The organism is Leuconostoc sp. LN180020 (genome assembly GCF_014844115.1).
Lineage (GTDB): Bacteria > Bacillota > Bacilli > Lactobacillales > Lactobacillaceae > Leuconostoc > Leuconostoc citreum.
In genome coordinates this window covers 446627-466078 of sequence record NZ_CP039736.1, presented here as the reverse complement: position 1 = coordinate 466078, position 19452 = coordinate 446627, and the positions used below count along the sequence as shown (strand labels likewise).

The following is a 19452-nucleotide window of genomic DNA, read 5'->3' as shown; positions in this document are numbered from 1 at the left end:
GAAACACAACCTGGGAGGGAATGGTAAGATGGTAGCGCGTGAGTATAATGTAGCAATATTAGGGGCAACAGGGGCTGTTGGGACACGCTTAATTGCCCAGCTGGCAGAATCAAAGGTACCGGTTAAGCATTTGAAATTATTAGCTTCACCTCGGTCGGCTGGTAAGAAATTACTGTTCAAGGGCGAAGCATTAACCGTGGAAGCCACAACGCCAGAAAGTTTTAATGATGTTGATTTAGTTTTAGCTTCAGGTGGTGGTGCAGTATCACATCAATTTGCACCAGAAGCAGTTAAGCGTGGTGCAGTTGTGGTTGATAATTCAAGTTACTGGCGTATGCATGATGATGTGCCCTTAGTGGTGCCAGAAGTTAATGAGGCAGCACTGAACAATCATCACGGAATTATTGCTAATCCAAACTGTTCGACGACTCAAATGGTTGTTGCTTTGGAACCTATTCGTCGTGCTTATGGCTTACGCCGTGTCATCGTATCAACCTATCAGGCGGCTTCTGGTGCCGGACAATCGGCTTTGGAAGAACTTAAAACACAAACAGATGCCTATAATCGTGGTGAAGAGATGGTTGCAAACATTTTACCGGTTAAAGGTGCGGCAAAGCATTATCCATTAGCATATAATCTTTTGCCACAGATTGATGTTTTTGAAGCAGATGGCTATACTCATGAAGAATGGAAGATGATTCATGAAACAAAAAAGATTATGTTTGGGGATAAGAATTCCAAGGCTGTCAAAGTGACTGGAACAGCTGTACGTGTACCAGTGCCAATTGGTCACGGTGAGACGGTCTACTTTGAAACTGATGATCATGCTGGTGCAACAACTGAAGGTATTCAAAAGGCGCTTAGTCAAGCTGCCGGCGTCGTGTTAGAAGATGACCCAAAATCGCAACTTTATCCACAACCAATTCATGCTGAAGGTAAGCGTGAAACCTTTGTTGGCCGTGTAAGGCCAGATTTAGAAAGTGATGATGCTTTTCATATGTGGGTTGTTTCAGATAATTTATTAAAAGGTGCTGCTTGGAATACAGTCCAAATTGCAGAACGATTAGTTGCTTTGGACCTAGTCCGTGTGCCTAAAAATGAAATAAACAGATTTGAAACGCTTTAAAATGATACAATAGCCCTATGGAAGAAGCCATCGTTTATTTTATTTTTATCGTATTATTAATTGGTGGGTCATACTACCAAATTAGAGAAAACCCCGCAACGATGACAGTCGGCACGTACGGGGTTTTTATTGTTCTGTTCTTAAGTCTAGGCGTTTTGTACTTCGGTCAATTCGATCGTTTGGTGTGGTATCGATTTGGTAGTTGTGTAGGGGCCCTTGCGGTTATTTTTGGTCTTTTATTATTATTCAGCATGAGTTGGTATAGTTGGAAAAAATCGCGTGACTATCTGACTTTTATGGCTGCTAGTATTTATACGGTAGCGCTCATCGTCACGAGTTATTGGCAGGTCATGAGATGGACGTTAGCCTGGTTATTATTTTATTTTGTTTGGCAATTTATGCGTTTTTTGATCAGTAGTTTAGTCTACAGTGTTGTGACAAAAGCACCAAAGCAAGGGCCGATAGTTGTTTTAGGTGGCGGTTTGGTTGACGGTTATAAGATTGGAAAGATTGTTGATGCAAGAATTCGTGCGGCGGTAACTGATGCAAAATTGATGTCGATATATCCAATAATAATTTTTTCCGGCGGACAGGGTGAAGATGAGTTGGTGAGCGAAGCAAAAGCGATGCGCGATTGGGCTGTTTTAACCTACCAAGTACCTATCTCAAAAACACGTTTAGAAGATAAGTCACGTAACACATATCAAAATATCAAATACAGTAATCAGCTATTGAAAAATCAAGCGTTCACCTTTTATACCAGTGATTATCACGTTTTCCGGGCAGTATTGCTTGCGCAAAAACAAAATGTACAAGCACAAGGTCGCGGTGGTGATGTGGTATGGCGTTACCGAATGACAGCATTTCTACGAGAATTTGCAGGGGTAATGAGTCTTAACAAGTGGCGTCACCTTTGTTTGGCTAGCGCATGGATTTTGATAGCTTGGCTCATTAATTATTTATGATATTGGGGTGGGTCAGATTAACAAACAATTTCTGATGTTAAAAAACTCACATTGTAATGTCATGTTTTCTACCATACTCTTGGTCTAAATGCCTTAAAACGGGTATAATGAGAGTTAGAGCAAGAATAGGATAGATATGCTGTAAAACTGGTCGTAGCGTTTTGGTGTGCTATCTTTTTGTTGTTAAACCGTGTGCTGCTAATGGCGCACCGACGAGAATAAGGAGAATCTACTCATGTCAATGATTGAATTCAAGAATGTCGAAAAGTACTACGGTAATTTTCACGCATTAAAAAACATCAATTTAAAAATTGATGAAGGTGAGACGGTTGTTTTAATTGGACCATCTGGATCTGGAAAATCAACACTGATTCGCACGGTGAATGGCTTAGAAGAAATTCAAGAAGGGCAATTACTGGTTAATGGTTTTGACTTACACGATCCCAAGACTGATATGAATCGTATCCGTAAAAATGTTGGCATGGTTTTTCAGCATTTTAATTTATACAATAATAAATCAACGATTGAGAATGTCATGTTAGCACCACGTTTGGTCTTGAAGCGTGATGAGGCTGAAAATAAGCGTGAAGCAATGGCGCTACTTGAAAAAGTTGGTTTAGCAGATAAAGCTGCCAATATGCCTTCTGAACTATCTGGTGGTCAAAAGCAACGTGCAGCAATTGCACGCTCACTAGCTATGAAGCCTAAAGCGTTATTGTTTGATGAACCAACGTCAGCGTTGGATCCTGAAATGATAGGTGATGTTTTAGATGTCATGCGAGATATTGCTAAAGACTCTTCGATGACAATGCTTGTCGTGACTCACGAAATGAGCTTTGCTAAGGCAGTTGCCGACCGTGTTATCTTCATGGCAGATGGGGAAATTTTGGAGGATAGTTCAACTAAAGAATTCTTTGAAAATCCTAAGGAAGAACGTGCAAAGCAATTCTTGAGTCAAGTTGCTGATCATTAAAAGTAGAGGAGGGGACGTTTAGTGTTCATCTAAACGTGTAACTTATTATGGAAAAAGCTAAAAAAAGACAATTTGGTATTATCGCAACAATTGTTTTAGCTGCCGTTATTGTCCTCGGTTTAATGTGGGCAACAGCCACAGCTAAGCAAAACGAAGCGCATCAAGATACGTTAGCTCGTGTTGAAAAACTTGGTCGTATTGTATGGGGTGTTAAAGCTGATACAAAGTTATTTGGTCTAATGAACACCAAGACAGGTAAACCAGAAGGCTTTGATATTGATATTGCGAAAGCATTAACAGTACAAATATCTAAGCAAACCGGCGTGCCAATGTCTGCAGAATTCGTACCGGTGTCTGCCTCGTCGAAAATGCAATTGATTAAGAACACCAATATTGATGGTTCTGTGTCAACAATGACAATTACACCTGAGCGTGAGAAAATCATTGATTTTACGAACCAATATTTCGATGCGGGACAATCAATTCTGGTTAAAAAAGATTCTGGCATCAATTCTGTTAAGGATATGAATGATAGCAAATATACAATCATTGTCGTGGTCGGCACAACAGCCGCAACAGAAATTGCCAAGTTTGCGCCAAAAGCTAAGGTGTTAGCTGTACAGGATTATGCGACTGGTATGCAGGCGCTCAAGAGTGGACAAGGACAAGCGATGTCAACAGATAATGCGATTTTATACGGGTTCGCAACAGAAAACCCTGACTACCATATAGCTGGTGGCACATTCACGCATGGACCTTATGGTATTGCTTTTGATAACAATCAAAAGCCGATGATTCGCGAAGCAAACAAGGCATTAGCCAAAATTAAGGAAAATGGTGTCTATAATCAACTCGTTAAAAAATGGTTCAGTGATGTGCCAGGGCTTGATTGGCACAGTTTGGAGGCGAAGTAATGGCATTATTACAAAATAATTTTCCAACATTTATGCAAGGGTTCGGATACACATTACTATCTAGCTTAATTGCCTTGGTCGGATCTATGATTTTAGGCACAGCTTTTGCCATTATGCAAATTGTGCCTAAAAAGTGGGTGCGCAAGGTAGGGAATGTCTATGTGCAAGTATTTCGTAATATTCCGTTGTTGATTATTACATTTTTCTTCTTTCTTGTCGTATCAAAATACGTTAAAATGAGCGGCTTTATGTCGGGAACAATTGCATTGATGCTTTATACATCTGCGTTCATTGCCGAGACAGTTCGTGCAGGCATTTTATCAATTGACGGTGGGCAAATGGAAGGCGCCCGTGCAAATGGTTTGTCTTTTGCGCAAGCTATGCAGTACATTATTTTGCCACAAGCGTTCCGAGTGGCTTTACCATCACTAGGCAACCAATTTATTAATTTAGTCAAAAATTCATCGATACTAGCTTTCGTAGGTGGTCTGGATTTAATGTATCAAGGTAATATGATTGCCGCTAATACATTTGAAACTTTTAGTACTTATATCATTGTTGGTATTTTATACTTAATTATTACACTACCACTAAGCTATTACATGCAACATCTTGAGCGTAAGCTCAAGCACGCGGCGTAAGGAGGAATTATGGTTACATTAGGAATTTTTAGCGCCTTCACACCACAGAATGTCATGTACTTGTTAGGTGGACTTGGAATTACTGTTGGTGTGTCGATTATATCTGTTATTTTAAGTTTAATTTTCGGGTCTGTTGTTGGTATCATCCAATTTGAGCGATTGCCTTATTTCTCTAAATTCGTTGGGACGATTAACAATGTTATTCGAAACTTGCCGTTGCTACTAATTATTTTCTTTGTCTACTTTGCTTTACCAAAAATAGGTATTCACTTACCAATCTTTTGGGCAACTGTTGTGGCTATGAGTACTTTTGAATCTGCCATGTTAGCTGAAATTGTTCGTGGTGGACTAGAGTCAATTGATATTGGCCAGTTTGAAGGTGCCCGTGCTAACGGATTAAGTAATATGCAAACAATGATTTATATTATTCTGCCACAAGCCTACAAAAAGATGATTCCACCAATCATTTCACAACTCATTTCACTGGTGAAAGATACAAGTTTGGCAATGGGAATCGTGCTGGCTGAGATGACATATCGTAGTCAAATTATCTATGCACAAAATTCAACCTACATTATTCCTGTATTAGTGGCAATCACGCTAGTCTACTTTGTCTTGAATTATGGTTTGTCGCTAATTGCCAGATGGGCTGATCATAAGTTAGCATAAAGTGGTATTTAGTCCGTAATAATGGACTAAATATTATGTTAATAATCTAATAAAAACGTGTTAAATACTTATTATTTCAAAAAAATAACAAATAATTAGTTGTATATGAGAATTACACATGGTATACTAATATCTGTTAATCAAGAAGCTTAAAATAACACAATTATATCTCGGGAGGATATATGCTATGGAAACATGGAAAAAGGTAGCCATTGGTGCAGCAGCAGTAGTCGTTGTCGGTGCCGGTACACGTGCTGCAGGCCTCTGGGGCGGTTCAGCAAATGGTGCCAAAAATTTGTCATTCCAATTGCCAACACCAATTCAGACATTGGATATTTCTAAGAATACTGACACTTATTCAGGTACAATTATTGGTAACTCAGGTGCTAACTTGATGCGTGTTGATTCAAAAGGGAAGCCACAACTAGAATTGGCCAAATCTGTTAAAGCATCGAAAGATGGTATGACATATACAGTTGTTTTGAAAGATGGATTGAAGTGGTCTGACGGTTCAAAGTTGACAGCTCAAGACATTGTCTATACGTGGCAGCGTATTGTTAATCCAAAGACAGCTTCTCAATATGCCTATTTGGCTTCTGGTGTAAAGAATGCTGATCAAATTTCTGCCGGTAAAGCAGCTGTTAATACATTAGGTGTTACTGCAAAAGGTAATACAATCACGTTCCAATTAGAGCGACCATTACCACAATTTGAGTATTTGTTAACATTTACTAACTTCATGCCACAAAAAGAGAGTTATGTTGATAAGCAAGGCAAGAAGTATGCTACTAATTCTGATACAACACTCTATTCTGGCCCATATAAAGTACAAGGTTGGAATGGTACGAACAACACATTCAAAATGGTGAAAAATGACAATTATTGGGATGCCAAGAATGTTAAAACAAAAGAAATCGATGTTCAAGTCGTTCAAAAGCCTGATACTGCTGTGCAATTATATAAGCAGGGCAAAATTGACCGTGTTTCAATCGCAAATACACCGGAATTATATAAGGCAAATAAAAATAATAAAGATGCTGTAAAGGCGCCAGAGGCAACAACGGCATTCTTAGAATATAATCAAACAGGAAAAAACAAATTCCTGTCTAATGCTAAGATTCGTGAAGCTTTGAATCTGGCTACTAACCGAAAAGAATTAACAGATCAAGTGACATCTGGTATTTCTACACCAGCAAGTGGGCTAGTACCGGAAGACTTAGCTAAAACTTCTTCTGGTGGAGATTTAGCTAAATATGTTGCACCAGGTTATACTTTCGACGCTAAGAAAGCAGCCGATTTGTTTAAAGAAGGTTTACAAGAGTTGGGCGAAAAGAGTGCTAGTTTGACAATTACTTCTGATGCTGACAGTCCAGCAGCAAAATCAACATTAGACTATCTTCAAGGTTCTTGGGAGAAAGCATTGCCAGGTTTGAAAATAAACGAAAAACTGGTACCATTCCAACAGCGTATCAAAGATTCTCAAACACAAAATTTTGATGTTGTAGTAACGCTTTGGGGTGGTGATTATCCTGAAGGTTCAACTTACTATGATTTGTTCAAGGACGGTGCTTCATATAATAATGGCCAGTTCAAGAATGAAACTTACACAAGCGCTGTAAAGAAGGCCGAAACAACTGATGTTCTTGACCAATCAGCACGTGATAAGGACTACAAAGCCGCTGAAGCCGCTTTGTTTAAGGATAGCAACATTAACCCACTGTATTTCCGCTCAGGATACTCATTGCAGAATCCTAAGGTTACAGGGATGGTTATTAATACGACTGGTTTGAATCAAGACTGGAAGTTGGCAGTGAAGAAGTAAACACTGTTATAATTAATTATATTGAATGGATAAATAAGGATTGACGTCAGTTAATTCTTATTTTGTTAATTATAGGAAGTCATATTATGTGGAAATACATTTTAAAAAGACTAGTGTTGATGATTTTCACACTGTTTTTAGTTATTACAGCGACGTTCTTCTTAATGCAAATTATGCCAGGAACACCGTTTAACAACCCCAAATTGACACCCGAAGCATTGGCACAGTTGAAAACCACTTATGGGTTAGACTTACCACTTTGGCAACAATATTTGAATTATCTTGTTGGTGCAGCTCATGGTGATTTTGGTATTTCATTCCAATATCAAAACCAACCTGTTAGCATGCTAATTGGCCAGCGGTTACCTGTATCTGCTCAGTTAGGGGCACAAGCCTTGGTCGTAGGTGTTATTGCTGGTTTGTTTATGGGTGCTATTTCTGCTCGAAATAAGAACAACAAAATTGATGGCGTATCTGGTATTTTATCAACGCTGGGGATTTCTGTACCAAGTTTTATTTTGGGTATTATTCTTGTGTACTTGTTTGGCTTTAAGTGGCCATTGTTCCCAGTTTCTGGCTGGGGTACATTCTCGCAGACAATATTACCAACATTAGCTTTAGCTGCCAGCCCAGCGGCAGTGACAACGAGATTTGTTCGTTCGGAAATGATTGAGTCGCTCGGTTCAGACTATGTACAATTAGCCAAGGCTAAAGGGCTAAGTGATAAAGAAATTGTTAATAAACACGCTTATCGCAACTCAATGATTCCTGTTTTGACTTTGATTGGACCGATGGCAGCGGCTTTGCTAACTGGTTCAACATTGATTGAACAAATTTTTTCCATCCCGGGTATTGGTCAGCAATTTGTGCTGTCAATTCCGTCAAAGGATTTTCCGGTAATTATGGGAACAACGATTGTCTATGCTGCAATGTTAATGGTAATGATTCTGATTACAGATATTTTAACAGCAATTGTTGATCCACGTGTTCGTTTGCAATAAGGAGGCTTATGATGGCAGCAAATACTGAAGATTTTGTCATCGTTGGCGCACAAAGCTCTGATGCCAACGAACATATCGCAAAGCCGGCTCTGTCGTTTTGGCAAGATGCTTGGCGTAGACTAAAGCTTAACAAGCTAGCGGTCATTTCAATGTGGTTTTTAATTTTTATTATGGCGTTTGCAGTGGTATCTAATATTTTAGTACCGCAAAAAGCGGCTAATTCATTTAACTCTGATAAAGTTGGTGTTTATAAGAACTTACCACCAAATTCAGGATTACCTATTCCAGGTTGGGATGGGAAAATCAAGGCACCAGGTGACAATTCAGCAACTGATGTCTACGCCTCACAAGGCGTACCAGACGGCAAGAAATTTATTTTGGGTACGGATAACATTGGTCGATCAGTTGCAAAACGTGTGATTGTTGGCCTGCGTATTTCATTGTTAGTTGCTATTGTCGCTACGCTGATTGACTTATTAATTGGCGTTGCTTATGGCGTCTTTTCCGGTTGGAAAGGTGGTTGGATTGATAATGTCATGCAACGTATTATCGAAATTCTATCATCTATCCCAAACTTGATTATTGTCACAATGCTTGGGTTACTACTTGGCAGTGGTGTCCTGTCTATTATTTTAGCGATTGCTATGACTGGCTGGCTAAGTATGGCGCGACAGGTTCGTAACATGACACTATCATTGAAGGAACGTGACTATGTGTTAGCCGCAAAATCACTGGGTGAAAGTTCAACAAAAATTGCTATTAAACACCTTATTCCGAATATGGCTGGGACAATTATTGTTCAAGTCATGATGACTGTGCCGAATGCTATTATGTTTGAAGCTGTGTTGTCTGCCATTAACTTGGGTGTTAAGCCACCAACGGCCTCATTGGGTTCATTGATTGCTGATGCGCAAGCAATGTTACAATTCTATCCTTATCAAATATTAATTCCTGCCGTCATGTTGGTTTTGATTTCGCTAGCGTTCATTCTATTAGGTGATGGGCTACGCGATGCATTTGACCCACGTGCGAGTGAAGATTAAGAGGTGTGCAAATATGTTAAATAATCCAATTTTAAAAGTTGAAAATTTGCACGTTAACTTCAATACCTATGCTGGTACAGTGCAAGCGATTCGGGATGTCTCTTTTGATTTAAATAAAGGCGAGACGTTGGCGATTGTTGGTGAATCCGGTTCGGGCAAATCAGTCACAACAAAAACACTTATGGGCTTAAATGCTAAAAACGCTGCTATTCCTGATAATTCACGTTTGTTGTTTAAAGATCGTAATTTGTTGGACTTAACGGAAAATGAGTGGCAATCAGTTCGTGGTAATGAGATTGCAATGATTTTTCAGGACCCTATGACAAGTCTAGATCCAACGATGAAAATTGGCATGCAAATTGCTGAGCCGTTAATCAAACATCGGCAGATGAAAAAAGAAGATGCTTTAGCGCGTGCGCTGGAACTGATGAAAGGTGTTGGGATTCCCAATGCTGAAGAGCATATTAACGATTATCCACATCAATGGTCTGGTGGCATGCGGCAGCGTGCTGTTGTGGCCATTGCCTTAGCAGCAGACCCTGAAATTTTAATTGCTGATGAACCAACAACAGCGCTTGATGTAACAATCCAAGCACAAATTTTAAATTTGATGAAACAGCTGCAAGAAGAAACTGCCAGTTCAATTATTTTTATCACCCATGATTTGGGTGTTGTTGCTGGTATGGCCGACCGTGTTGCGGTGATGTATGCCGGCAAAATTGTTGAGTATGGCACGGTTGATGAAATATTTTTTAATCCACAGCATCCTTATACATGGGGATTGTTAAATTCAATGCCGACAACAGATACAGAAGTTGGGTCATTGGAAGCTATTCCTGGGACACCGCCAGATTTATTAGAGCCACCAAAAGGTGATGCTTTTGCCTCGCGTAACGTTTATGCATTAGCGATTGATTCAAAAGAAGAACCACCATTCTTTAAGGTGAGTGACACGCATTATGCGGCGACTTGGTTACTTGATGAAAGAGCACCTAAAGTCACACCGCCTGAAAAAATCCAAAAACGTTGGGCACATTGGCAAGAAATTCAAGGACAGGAGGCTTAATTATGACTGAAGGAACACCAAAAAAGTTAGTTGAGCTGAAAGATTTACAATTATATTTTAATAAGGGTAAGTCTAACGAAGTTCGTGCGATTGACCATGTTAGTTTTGACATTTATGAAGGCGAAGTGTTTGGTTTAGTTGGCGAATCTGGTTCTGGAAAGACAACAATTGGCCGGACAATACTTAAGTTGTACGAACCCACAGCTGGTGATATTTTGTTTGAAGGCAAAGATGTTACGCACCTTAAAGGCAAGCGACTATCTGAGTTTCGTAAAAATGCACAAATGATTTTTCAGGATCCCCAAGCCAGTCTAAACGGTCGAATGAAGGTGCGAGATATCATAGCAGAGGGTATTGATATCAATAAATTAGCTGAGTCAAAAGCTGATCGCAATCAAAAAGTGCAACAGTTACTTGACCTTGTCGGGTTGAATAAAGATCATGCGACGCGTTATCCACACGAATTTTCTGGTGGGCAACGTCAACGTATTGGTATTGCACGTGCTTTGGCTGTTGATCCAAAGTTTATTATTGCAGATGAGCCTATTTCGGCACTTGATGTATCTATTCAGGCGCAGGTTGTTAATTTGATGAAAGAATTACAGCAACGACACTCACTGACGTATTTGTTTATCGCGCATGATTTGTCGATGGTGAAATATATTTCTGACCGTATTGGTGTAATGCATTGGGGTAAATTATTAGAGATTGGTTCTGCTGATGCTGTCTATAATCACCCACTACATCCTTATACAAAGAGTCTGTTATCTGCCATCCCCGTACCTGATCCAGAAGTGGAAAAGGCACGACAGCATGTCGACTATGATACGAGTGTTGAAACTGATGGTAAGAAAAGAGACATGATTGAAGTTAATCCAGGTCATTTTGTTTTGGCAACACCAGAAGAAGCTGCTACCTACAAAGCGGCGCAGCGATGATTGAAAAAGCTATAACATCCTTTTAAACGGTAAAGTTATAGCTTTTTATGGTGCAGTGGATTTGTGATAAATGCGTTAACAACGTGTATGATTATAATTAACTATTAAATAAAGGTGGTAAAGTATGGTGAAGTTGCAAGATGATTTTTATGAAGCAGTAAACGGGGAATGGGAAAAACAAGCTGTTATTCCCAATGATAAGCCACGTACGGGCGGCTTTAGTGATCTATCCGATGATATTGAAAAATGGTTGGTGTCGACAACAAAAAAATGGCAGCAAGGCAAGGCATTACCAGAATCACCGATATTAAAGCAATTTATTGCCTATCACCACCTCGCGACAGATTTTGTTACACGTGATGCATTAGGTGTAGCGCCGGTTAAAAAATTATTAGAGCAATATCAGCGATATACGTCCTTTTCAGATTTTGCCGAGCATATTGTGACTTTAGAACAACAAGGCTTACCAAATGCGTTACCTTTTGCGGTTGAACCTGATTTTAAAGATGCACGTACGAATGTTTTATGGGCCGGCGCTTTTGATTTAGTGTTGCCTGATACAACCTATTATGAAGCTGGCCATGAGCAAGGCCAAGCGCTTTTAAAGCAATTTCGTGAGGCGCAGGAAGCATTATTACCCAAGTTTGGTTTCTCAGAGGATGAAGTGCAGGACTTGATCACACGCTATTTAGCGTTAGATGCCAAGGCGGCGGCTGTTGTGCTTAGCCAAGAAGCTGGTCACGAATACGCGAAATTGTACCACCCTTATAAATGGTCTGAATTCACAGCACTTGCACCTGAATTGCCATTAGATGAAATTATCATTGCCTTAGTCGGTCAAAAGCCAGATAAAATTATTGTTCCTGAAGAGCGTTTTTGGGCTGCGGCACCACAATTTTACTCGGAGGCAGCTTGGCCATTGTTGCAAGCTTATCTTATTGTGACTGTTGCTAACCAGTTTACAGCTTATTTATCAGATGAGGTTCGGGTGCTTGGTGGTCAGTATCAGCGTGCTCTGACGGGTCTGCCTGAAGCGATGGCTGCGGAAAAAGCCGCTTTTTACTTGGCGGCGCAGCCATTTAATCAAGCGATTGGCTATTATTACGCGCAACAACAGTTTTCTCCTGAAGCTAAAGCGGATGTCGAGGCGAAAGTGGCCACGATGATTAATGTCTTCAAACAGCGTTTGGAAACAAATGACTGGCTTAATGAGACAACAAAGAAAAAAGCGGTTATCAAGTTAGATACTATTGTGCCACACATTGGCTATCCAGAGCAGTTGCCTGCACGTTTAGCAAAGAAAATTGTCGACCCCGACGCTACGCTATTTGAGACAGCACTAAAGTTTAGACAAATAGAAGTAGCGTATCAGTGGTCTAAGTGGCAGCAACCGGTCGATCGTAGTGAATGGCATATGCCTGCGCACTTAGTGAATGCTTATTATGATCCGCAGCAGAATCAAATCGTCTTTCCAGCGGCTATTCTTCAAGCGCCATTTTATGATCTCTCGCAATCATCTTCAGCCAATTATGGTGGTATTGGTGCAGTGATTGCACATGAAATATCACACGCGTTTGATACTAATGGTGCAGCATTTGATGAGTTCGGTAGTCTTAATAACTGGTGGACTGATGCGGATTTTAAGGCGTTTAAACAACGAACAGATCAAGTCGTGGCACAATTTGATGGTTTAGAATCGTATGGTGCCAAGGTTAATGGTAAGCTGACTGTGTCGGAAAATGTGGCTGATTTAGGTGGCTTAGCCGCCGCATTAGCTGCTGCTAAATTAGATGATGACTTTTCAGCGCGTGCCTTCTTTGAAAGTTGGGCAACCATCTGGCGTATGAAAGCGCGACCAGAATATATGCAATTATTGGCGGCATCTGACCCACATGGGCCGGCAAAATTAAGAGTTAATGTCCAAGTTAAGAATTTTGATGAGTTCTTTAACACGTTTGGCGTAATAGCTACAGATAAGATGTGGTTAGACCCATCATTGCGTGTGCAAATTTGGTAATGATAATAAACGCCTCACAACAAATACGCTGTGAGGCGTTTGATTTTGACATACAAAAATACGACGTTAGGTGCCAATTTCTGATACAATAGTGTGTATTGATTTTCTGGGAGTAATCACGTCTTATGCATGAAAAAGCAGTTGTTTTATTTATTCAGATTTTGTTAGTCGTAGTAATGATATTAATGGTTGTTATCGTTGCCCGTACGTATCTTATGCGTAAAAAACCAATATTTGAACGTTTCGGTTTAGGAATGCTTATTGGTTTTTTCACTGACTTTGGTGACACGCTAGGGATTGGCTCATTTGCCACCACAACAGCCGCATTTCGTGCGACGCATTTTGTCCAAGATGATCGGCAATTACCGGGCACACTAAATGCGATGCATGCCATTCCCGTGATGGTAGAAGCTTTATTCTTTATTACTGCGGTCAAGGTGGAATTAACCACGTTAATTCCAATGACAACAGCTGCTGTTATAGGCGCTTACGTTGGAACGCACGTGACAAAAAATTGGCATGCACCGACTGTGCAGCGGGTGATGGCAGGGGCACTATTTATAGCCGTTGTGATTATGATTATTCGTATGATTACGACACCAGGTTCAAGCAATGCCATGAGCGTTCACGGGCTACATGGGTGGTGGTTGATCTTAGGCATTGTGTTTAATTTAGGCATTGGTGTTTTGATGACTATGGGGCTAGGTAACTATGCACCAGAATTGATTTTTTTCTCGTTGATGGGTGTTAATCCGGCGATTGCTTTTCCAGTCATGATGTTAGATGCTGCTTTAATTATGCCAACCACTGCTTGGAATGTCATTAAAATGGATCGTATATCTTGGCGCGGCTTTGCTGGTGTGGCAATTGGTGGCGTTCTTGGTGTCTTGGTTGCAGCTAAATTCTTTACTAGTCTAGATACAGATTTACTCAAAAAATTAATTATTATTGTGTCACTTTGGACAGTCTTTGGTTTATTACGTGATTCTTTCAAAAAAAATTGGAAAAAAGCCCATTAAAAGGGTTGCCAAGGTCTCAAAAATTTGGTATTATAATATAGTTGTTTGAGATATGGGAGTGTAGCGAAGTCTGGCTAAACGCGACGGACTGTAACTCCGTTCCTTCGGGTTCGTAGGTTCGAATCCTACCGCTCCCATAGCCGATTTAATAGTTAGCGGCTAAAAAGATTAACTATTGCCCCTTCGCCAAGTGGTAAGGCATCGGTTTTTGGTACCGACATGCGCTGGTTCGAATCCAGCAGGGGCAATCAAAAAAAGCAGTCACATTGTGACTGCTTTTTTCTAACTATTTTTTTGTTCTGGCGCGTGTAATACGAGACCATGTTCCGGCGTGCGTGCGTTAATGACAATATCTTCGACTTTGAAGATATGTGCCAGTTCTTCTGGTGTAAAGCAATTTTTCTTTTCGGCAATTTGTCGTAAAGACTTGCCTGTTCGAAGTGATTCTTTGGCCATTTTTGCTGCCAATTGGTAGCCAACGATTGGTGCCATGGCTGTGGCAAAGCTGACTGATAAATCAATGTCCTGTGCTAATCTATTTTTGTTGCTAGTAATACCGTCAATGGCATTAATTCGTAAGGTTGCCATGGCGGCTGTTAAATGTTCGATGCCGGTGAAAAGTGATTTGAACACAATGGGTTCAAATGCATTTAACTCAAGTTGTCCGGCCTCAGCTGCAGCCGTGACTGTTGCATCAAAGCCGAAGTATTCAAAGGCAACTTGATTGACGACTTCAGGAATCACGGGATTGACTTTGCCAGGCATAATCGAGGAACCTGCTTGCTTTGCAGGTAAGTTAATTTCTAAAAGACCAGATCTTGGCCCAGAGCTCAACAACCGTAAATCATTTGCTATCTTAGAAAGGTTAACTGCTAAAGTTTTTAAAGTCCCTGATAGTGCCACAAAACTATCTAAGTTTTGTGTGGCATCAAATAAGTCATGCGCTTGCTTTAAGGGGAGTTTAGTAATTCCTGCTAAATTTGGCACAATATGTACTTGGTAATGATAGCTGACATTAATGCCAGAGCCAATAGCTGAACCGCCCATATTCAAATAATAAAGACTATCACGCGCAGATTGAATACGCAGATTATCACGCAATAACGGTTTTAACCAAGCATGGAAACTGTTGCCTAATGTCATTGGGACGGCATCCTGTAATTGTGTCCGGCCCATTTTGTAAGTCGTAGAAAATTCATCGGCCTTATTGCCCAAGGCATCAATGAGTTGGGTTAATTCATTTAAGAGTGGTGCTAATAAGCGGATAAGTGCAATTTTCCCTGCACTTGGGTAAGTGTCATTGGTGCTTTGTCCCATGTTCACATGGTCATTTGGATGAATGAATTGATAATCACCACGTTGACGGCCAACTTTTTCAAGGGCTAAGTTAGCAATGACTTCATTAACGTTCATGTTAGTAGAGGTACCAGCGCCACCTTGAATATCACTGATGGGGAACATGGTTGTGTCAATAGGCTGATTGAGTAATATTTTAGTGGCACTGACAATGTGTTTGGCCACCGAACGGTTGAGATTACCAGAAGTTGCATTTGTTTGTGCGGCAGCTTGTTTGATTTCAATGAAAGCACGAATAAGTTCAGGATGCGTTGACGCTTTAGAAATAGGAAAATTATTTAAAGCCCTTTGGGTATGGATACCATAATAGGTGGTTTGCGGGATATTGAGTTGTCCCAGGGAATCTGATTCAATGCGCATGGTTATCTCCTTAATAACATATCTATACGCATATTTTAGCGCTAATTAAATGTAGACCAATTAAACATGTTATCTATTATGACATGATAAAAAGCTATTATATAAGGTTTAGTTGTTAAAATAGCTAATCATACCAAAAAAGCAATGAAACATAGTTCATTGCTTCGTATTATTTAACATCAATTACTTTTGCTGTTTGTGAATCTGTGCCGATAATGACACGGTTAACGACATCAGTGAACAGGCCATGCTCGACAACACCGACCATCTTGATGAGTTCATCCCCCAAATCACGAGGATTATCAATCATTGGTAAATGTAAATCAATTAAAAAATTAGCTGAATCAGTTCTTACAGGATTACCGTTTTGGTCTAAACGCCATGTTGGGTGAAAACCATCTGCTTGAAAACGCTTAAACAGTTGGTTAGCGCCATATGGGATTACTTCAACAGGTAGATATTGGTTCAGTTTAGTGACACGTTTTGTTTCATCAACAACCCAAATATTTTGTCGTGAGTTGAAGGCGACGATTTTTTCCCATAATAATGCAGCGCCACCGCCCTTAATGGCTGAAAAGTCATCGGCAATTTGATCAGCACCATCAATAGTTAAATCGATTTTATCAATATCATCGACATTGTACATGGGAATTCCCAGTTGTGCTGCATTGCGGCGTGTTTTTTCAGAAGTCGCTACGCCAACAATGTTAAGTTGTTCTTGCGCGACACGTTCACCAAGTGCTTCGATGACATGGGCAATGGTTGAGCCAGACCCAATCCCGACAACCATGCCATTTTGAACAAATTCAGCGGCGCGACGACCAGCAATAATTTTTTGTAATGCTTGGCTCATGGTTTGTACTCAATCTCCTGATACTTATCCGGGTTTCTATAAAAAGCTTGACGAGCATATGAGCAAACGGGGTGTACTGTCATATGCTTTTCACGTGCCTCATCAACGACAGCATCTACTAGTTGTGCTGCCACGCCTTGACCACGTAGTGACGGATCAACAATTGTTGAATTGATGGCATAGGTTTGGCCATCGTTAATTGTTGTATAGCTAATTTCGGCTAAGGTTTTGTCGTTCTCTTTTAAAAAGTAACGACCGGGTTCATGTTGAAATTTCATCACTTTCTCCATTCTGCATATCATGTAAGACTACAACAATAGGTTACTTTATTATACCGCAGGTATAGCTATATTTGATATGCTATCAGGGTTAAAATAATATGGCAATTCATTTGGACGGTAATTTGGTATAAATTTCATAGCGAATTACCGTATAATAGTAGAAAGATAATTGAAATGGAGGAAGCACATGATTTGTCATAAGACATCGTGTGTTAAATAATTATGCGCGGATTTGAAATTGTATCAACTAAGAATCAGGATGACTTGAATTTACCAAAAAGAAGCACAGAAGCAGCAGCTGGCTATGACTTTGAGGCATCTGAAGATGTGGTTATTCCAAGTGCTCTAAGTAATCCATTCTTTAAAGGACTAAATATTTTATCACTTGGCAAGCTTAAAAATATACGAGATAATGAAGACTTACAGGGGATGCTTAAACCAGTATTGGTACCGACGGGCATCAAAGCCTATATGGCAGAAGGCGAATACTTACAACTGGTTTCGCGTTCTAGCGGCCCAATTAAGAAGCGGATTATGATGCCAAATGCTGTAGGGATTGTTGATGCTGATTATTATAATAATCCTTCTAATGAAGGTGAAATTTTCTTTCAATTTATTAATTTTGGGGTGAAAGATGTTGTGATTAAAAAGGGTGAACGTATCGGCCAAGGTATTTTCTTACCATATCTATTAGCCGATGGGGATGATACAACAGAGAAAGCACAGAGACAGGGTGGCTTTGGGTCGACAGGCCAAAATTAGTTGTGCAACAGTTTAAAGGAGACCGATTATCGCTAAAGTAAAAACACAATTTATTTGTTCTAACTGCGGCTATGTTTCAGCACGTTATCTCGGGCGCTGTAGCAATTGTGGCGAATGGGGTACGCTTGTCGAAGAAAAGGTCTTACCAGAAACAACAGACCGTAAGAGCAGAGTGAGCTTGGATGGTCGGACTGCCAAAGTCGAAAAAATTAATGAAGTCACTTCAGAAGAAACGCCGCGAGTAGCGACAAACCTCAAAGAATTAAATCGTGTCTTAGGGGGTGGTGTGGTACCGGGCTCTATGGTGCTCATTGGTGGTGACCCTGGTATTGGTAAGTCGACCTTGCTATTGCAAGTATCTGGTCAATTAGCTCATGAGGGACGTGTCTTGTATGTTACAGGTGAAGAATCTGCCACTCAGGTGAAGTTACGTGCTGACCGCTTAGGTGTCGGGAATGATGAATTTTATCTTTATCCTGAGACAGACATGACAGCCATTAAGAAGCAAATTGATGATTTACAACCTGATTTTGTTGTGATTGATTCCGTTCAAACAATGCAGGAGCCCGATGTAACTTCTGCTATAGGATCAGTTTCACAAATTAGAGAAGTAACTGCTGACTTATTACAAATTGCCAAGACAAATAATATATCTGTTTTCATTGTTGGACATGTCACCAAGGATGGGGCAATTGCTGGACCAAAAATTTTAGAGCATATGGTTGATACGGTGCTTTATTTTGAAGGAGATAGTAACTATAAATATCGTATTTTACGTGCTGTTAAAAACCGTTTTGGTGCCACCAATGAATTAGGGATCTTTGAAATGCGTGATGGTGGACTAATTGAAGTTGCTAATCCGTCAGAAATATTTTTAGAGGAGCGTCTTGCTGGTGCAACTGGGTCAGCTATTGTTGTGGCGCTTGAAGGCTCACGACCAATTTTAGTCGAGTTGCAAGCATTAGTGACGCCAACTGTTTTTGGTAATGCTCAACGAACAGCATCGGGATTGGACCGCAATCGCGTGTCGTTAATTATGGCAGTGCTCGAAAAACGCGCCAACTTGTTATTACAAAATCAAGATGCATACCTGAAAGCGGCCGGCGGGGTTAAATTAGATGAACCGGCGATTGATTTAGCTATTGCTGTGGCCTTGGCGAGTTCATATCATGATAAAGAATCACGACCTAGTGATGTCTTTGTAGGTGAAATTGGATTGACTGGGGAAGTGCGTAGTGTGGCTGATATTGAAGGACGATTGAAAGAAGCGCGCAAACTTGGTTTTAAAAGAGCAATTGTGCCAAAAAATAACCTCAATGGTATTGAATTACCAGCAGGAATTCAAGTCATTGGCGTTGCCACATTAAGTGAAGCCTTGGCGTTAGCGTTAGATTAATCTCTTGCTAAAGTGTTTCACGTGAAACAACCAATATCGTTGTACAAATAGCTTGAATATACGTCATTACTGCTCATGATGTACTTAAATGAAGTACACGTAGAAGGGATCGACATAAATTTGACCGTTTGAATTGGCAGGCCAGTCTGCGTTGGAAATTATGCGCTGTAATGTTGTACAATAGAGTAGATAAATAGCGGGTTTTACCCGTATAACTGAGGAGGAATGTGTTTGTATGATTTTTTATACA

General features: G+C 40.3%; 18 protein-coding genes and 2 tRNA genes. 17 read left to right on the top strand and 3 right to left on the bottom strand.

The window, feature by feature from the left end:
• Window positions 1-28: 28 nt before the first annotated feature.
• The 15 genes from FAZ25_RS02425 (at window position 29) to FAZ25_RS02355 (ending at window position 14442) form a co-directional block, all read left to right on the top strand.
• Window positions 29-1126 carry an aspartate-semialdehyde dehydrogenase gene (locus FAZ25_RS02425; protein WP_048801843.1) on the top strand — a complete coding sequence of 366 codons (1098 nt, stop codon included), beginning with the start codon at window positions 29-31 and terminating at the stop codon, window positions 1124-1126.
• Window positions 1127-1143: 17 nt separating this feature from the next.
• Window positions 1144-2091 (top strand): YdcF family protein, encoded by a 948-nt coding sequence (locus FAZ25_RS02420; protein WP_048801842.1) that lies wholly within the window; start codon window positions 1144-1146, stop codon window positions 2089-2091.
• 235 nt (window positions 2092-2326) lie between these two features.
• Entirely contained in the window at window positions 2327-3064 is a 738-nt protein-coding gene (locus FAZ25_RS02415; protein WP_004899615.1) for an amino acid ABC transporter ATP-binding protein, read from the top strand.
• 47 nt (window positions 3065-3111) lie between these two features.
• A complete protein-coding gene (locus tag FAZ25_RS02410; RefSeq protein WP_004899609.1) occupies window positions 3112-3978 on the top strand; it encodes a transporter substrate-binding domain-containing protein in 867 nt (288 codons plus the stop codon).
• Window positions 3978-4619 carry an amino acid ABC transporter permease gene (locus tag FAZ25_RS02405; protein WP_004899607.1) on the top strand — a complete coding sequence of 214 codons (642 nt, stop codon included), beginning with the start codon at window positions 3978-3980 and terminating at the stop codon, window positions 4617-4619. Before FAZ25_RS02410 ends, FAZ25_RS02405 begins: the two co-directional genes overlap by 1 nt.
• Window positions 4620-4628: 9 nt before the next feature.
• A complete protein-coding gene (locus FAZ25_RS02400) occupies window positions 4629-5288 on the top strand; it encodes an amino acid ABC transporter permease (RefSeq protein WP_004899606.1) in 660 nt (219 codons plus the stop codon).
• 187 nt (window positions 5289-5475) lie between these two features.
• A complete protein-coding gene (locus FAZ25_RS02395) occupies window positions 5476-7110 on the top strand; it encodes a peptide ABC transporter substrate-binding protein (RefSeq protein WP_192269769.1) in 1635 nt (544 codons plus the stop codon).
• A gap of 86 nt (window positions 7111-7196) precedes the next feature.
• On the top strand, window positions 7197-8111 hold the full coding sequence (locus tag FAZ25_RS02390; protein WP_004899602.1) for an ABC transporter permease: 915 nt from the start codon (window positions 7197-7199) through the stop codon (window positions 8109-8111).
• 11 nt (window positions 8112-8122) lie between these two features.
• Window positions 8123-9154 carry an ABC transporter permease gene (locus FAZ25_RS02385; RefSeq protein ID WP_012305021.1) on the top strand — a complete coding sequence of 344 codons (1032 nt, stop codon included), beginning with the start codon at window positions 8123-8125 and terminating at the stop codon, window positions 9152-9154.
• Window positions 9155-9167: 13 nt separating this feature from the next.
• Window positions 9168-10220, top strand: a complete 1053-nt coding sequence (locus FAZ25_RS02380) for an ABC transporter ATP-binding protein (protein ID WP_004899600.1) — start codon at window positions 9168-9170, stop codon at window positions 10218-10220.
• Between the two features lie 2 nt (window positions 10221-10222).
• Window positions 10223-11158, top strand: coding sequence for an ABC transporter ATP-binding protein (locus FAZ25_RS02375; RefSeq protein WP_004899599.1), 936 nt, complete (start codon window positions 10223-10225; stop codon window positions 11156-11158).
• Between the two features lie 124 nt (window positions 11159-11282).
• Window positions 11283-13175 (top strand): M13-type metalloendopeptidase, encoded by a 1893-nt coding sequence (locus FAZ25_RS02370; RefSeq protein WP_040189762.1) that lies wholly within the window; start codon window positions 11283-11285, stop codon window positions 13173-13175.
• Window positions 13176-13300: 125 nt separating this feature from the next.
• The gene (locus FAZ25_RS02365; protein ID WP_004899597.1) at window positions 13301-14194 is read left to right on the top strand and encodes a sulfite exporter TauE/SafE family protein; all 894 of its coding nucleotides are present in this window, start codon (window positions 13301-13303) and stop codon (window positions 14192-14194) included.
• Window positions 14195-14248: 54 nt separating this feature from the next.
• Window positions 14249-14331 (top strand) — tRNA-Tyr (locus FAZ25_RS02360).
• Window positions 14332-14370: 39 nt separating this feature from the next.
• Window positions 14371-14442 (top strand) — tRNA-Gln (locus tag FAZ25_RS02355).
• A 34-nt stretch (window positions 14443-14476) separates the two neighbouring features.
• On the opposite strand, the gene FAZ25_RS02350 is transcribed toward FAZ25_RS02355, so the two are convergent.
• The 3 genes from FAZ25_RS02350 to FAZ25_RS02340 form a co-directional block, all read right to left on the bottom strand.
• Complete coding sequence (locus tag FAZ25_RS02350) at window positions 14477-15910, bottom strand: aspartate ammonia-lyase (protein ID WP_080763161.1); 1434 nt, start codon at window positions 15908-15910, stop codon at window positions 14477-14479.
• 169 nt (window positions 15911-16079) lie between these two features.
• The gene (gene rpiA, locus FAZ25_RS02345; protein WP_004899594.1) at window positions 16080-16763 is read right to left on the bottom strand and encodes a ribose-5-phosphate isomerase RpiA; all 684 of its coding nucleotides are present in this window, start codon (window positions 16761-16763) and stop codon (window positions 16080-16082) included.
• Complete coding sequence (locus FAZ25_RS02340; RefSeq protein WP_004904518.1) at window positions 16760-17041, bottom strand: GNAT family N-acetyltransferase; 282 nt, start codon at window positions 17039-17041, stop codon at window positions 16760-16762. Before FAZ25_RS02340 ends, rpiA begins: the two co-directional genes overlap by 4 nt.
• Before the next feature lie 225 nt (window positions 17042-17266).
• Between FAZ25_RS02340 and FAZ25_RS02335 the strand changes: the two genes are divergently transcribed.
• Both FAZ25_RS02335 and radA read left to right on the top strand, forming a co-directional pair.
• Entirely contained in the window at window positions 17267-17806 is a 540-nt protein-coding gene (locus tag FAZ25_RS02335; protein WP_004899592.1) for a deoxyuridine 5'-triphosphate nucleotidohydrolase, read from the top strand.
• Window positions 17807-17834: 28 nt separating this feature from the next.
• On the top strand, window positions 17835-19202 hold the full coding sequence (gene radA / locus FAZ25_RS02330) for a DNA repair protein RadA (RefSeq protein WP_080514229.1): 1368 nt from the start codon (window positions 17835-17837) through the stop codon (window positions 19200-19202).
• The last annotated feature ends 250 nt before the right edge of the window (window positions 19203-19452 follow it).